The following is a 2257-nucleotide window of genomic DNA, read 5'->3' on the forward strand; positions in this document are numbered from 1 at the left end:
CCCTCCACCACGCTACGCGCGGTCCCCCTCCCCCAAGGGGGGAGGATCGCATGACCGAAGTCGCCGTCATCGCCTATGGCGCCGGCAATATCGCCTCGGTCCAGTTCGCGCTCGAGCGTCTGGGCGCGACCGTGCGCCTGACCGACGATCCCGCCGTGATCGCCGAGGCCGAACGGGTCATCCTGCCCGGCGTCGGCGCGGCCGGTTACGCCATGGCCCGCCTGTCCGAACTGGGCCTGATCGAGCCGATCCGCGCCTTCCCTCGCCCCCTGCTGGGCGTCTGCCTGGGCCAGCAACTGCTGTTCGAAACCAGCCAGGAGAGCGAGGCCGTCGACCTGCTGGGCTTCATCCCCGGCGCCGTGTCCCGGCTGGAGCCGGCGGGCCCCCTGCCCGTGCCGCACATGGGCTGGAGCCGGCTGACGCGCGACCGCGACGACCCGCTGCTGGAGGGGGTCGCCGACGGCGCCTACGCCTATTTCGTCCATAGCTATGTCTGTCCTGACGGCCCCGCCACCCTGGCCCGCGCCGACTATGGCGGCCCGGTCCCCGCCGTGGTCCGCACCGCCAACCGCTGGGGCTGCCAGTTCCACCCCGAACGCTCGGCCGAGGCCGGTGCGACCATCCTCAGGAACTTCCTGGGCTTGCCCGAGGATCCATCATGCTGATCTATCCCGCCATCGACTTGAAGGACGGCGTCTGCGTGCGCCTGATGCACGGCAAGTTCGACCAGGTGACCCGCTATGACGAACAGCCGGCCACCCGTCTGAGCGCCTTCGCCGCAGAGGGGGCGGAATGGATCCACGTCGTCGATCTGGACGGCGCAGAGGCCGGCGAAGCCGTGCAGCACGCCCTGATCGGCGAACTGACAAAGGCCATCGACGTCAAGATCCAGTCCGGCGGCGGGGTTCGCAGCGCCAACGACGTCGCCAAACTGCTGGATTCGGGCGTCTCGCGCGTCGTCGTCGGTTCGCTGGCGGTGACCCAGCCGAATGATGTCGCCGCCTGGCTGAAGGGGTTCGGCGCCGAGCACATCACCCTGGCCCTCGACGTCAAGATCGAGGACGGCGTGCCCGTGCCCGCCTTAAAGGGCTGGACCCAGTCGTCGGGCGTCACCCTGTGGGAGGCGCTGGACCGCTATCCCAAGGGAACGGCCAAACACCTGCTGGTCACAGACGTCGGCCGTGACGGCGCCATGACCGGCCCCAATCTGGAGCTTCTGGCCGAAATCCGCCGCCGTCGCCCGGACCTGGTGCTCCAGGCCTCGGGCGGGGTCTCGTCGCTGGACGACATCGCGGCGGTCAAGTCGCTGGGCTGCAACGGCGCCATCGTCGGCCGCGCCCTTTACGAGAACCGCTTCACCCTGCCCGACGCCATAGCGACGGCGGCATGACGGCCCAGTCTTCAGCCAGGAGGGCGGTCCAATGACCGCCCGGCGCATAATCCCCTGCCTGGACGTCAAGGACGGCCGGGTGGTCAAGGGCGTGAAGTTCGTCGGCCACGCCGACATGGGCGACGCGGCGGAGCTGGCCGCCCGATACCGCGACGCGGGCGCCGACGAACTGGTCTTCTACGACATCACCGCCAGCCCCGAGGGCCGGACCCTGGACTATGGCTGGATCAAGGACATCGCCCGGCTGCTGGACATCCCCTTCTGCGTCGCCGGCGGCATCCGCAGCGTCGATCAGGCCGCCCGCTGCCTGGACCACGGCGCGGACAAGGTGTCGATCAACTCCCCCGCCCTGGAACGCCCGGAACTGATCGCCGAAATGGCCGCCCGCCTGGGCGGGCAGTGCGTCGTCGTCGGCGTCGACAGTCGTCTGGAGGACGGCGAATGGGTGGTCCACAAATACACCGGCGATCCCGACGCGCGCCGCCGCGCCGGCAAGCGCACCCTGGACTGGCTGGACGAGGCGCAGGGCCTGGGCGCCGGCGAGATCGTGCTGAACTGCATCGACCAGGACGGGGTGCGCAAAGGCTACGACATCGAACAGCTGTCCGCCGCCCGCGCGCGCCTGACCATCCCCCTGATCGCCTCGGGCGGCGCCGGCGCGCCCGAGCATTTCAAGGCCGTGTTCGAACAGTCGGACGTCTCCGGCGCCCTGGCCGCCAGCGTCTTCCACACCGGCGCCATCGCCATCCCGGACCTCAAGGCCTATCTGGCGGGCGAAGGCCTGGAGATGCGGATATGATTCCTGACCCGCAATCCTCCCCCTCTGGGGGAGGGGGACCGCCGCGCCTCTTGCGCGGTGGTGGAGGG

Annotated in this window: 3 protein-coding genes; all 3 read left to right on the plus strand. The window is 70.0% G+C overall.

The annotated features are described in order from the left end of the window. Window positions 1-50 precede the first annotated feature (50 nt). The 3 genes from hisH to hisF are packed head-to-tail and all read left to right on the plus strand — an operon-like array spanning window position 51 to window position 2189. A complete protein-coding gene (gene hisH, locus ER13_RS17040; RefSeq protein WP_035311248.1) occupies window positions 51-665 on the plus strand; it encodes an imidazole glycerol phosphate synthase subunit HisH in 615 nt (204 codons plus the stop codon). Continuing rightward, window positions 659-1390: a 1-(5-phosphoribosyl)-5-[(5-phosphoribosylamino)methylideneamino]imidazole-4-carboxamide isomerase gene (gene hisA / locus ER13_RS17045; protein WP_035311250.1), complete on the plus strand. Its 732-nt coding sequence runs from the start codon at window positions 659-661 to the stop codon at window positions 1388-1390. The genes hisH and hisA overlap by 7 nt, the downstream gene beginning before the upstream one ends. Before the next feature lie 31 nt (window positions 1391-1421). Beyond that, window positions 1422-2189 (plus strand): imidazole glycerol phosphate synthase subunit HisF, encoded by a 768-nt coding sequence (gene hisF / locus ER13_RS17050; protein WP_035311253.1) that lies wholly within the window; start codon window positions 1422-1424, stop codon window positions 2187-2189. Window positions 2190-2257 lie beyond the last annotated feature (68 nt).

This window comes from Brevundimonas sp. EAKA (genome assembly GCF_000698025.1).
Lineage (GTDB): Bacteria > Pseudomonadota > Alphaproteobacteria > Caulobacterales > Caulobacteraceae > Brevundimonas > Brevundimonas mediterranea_A.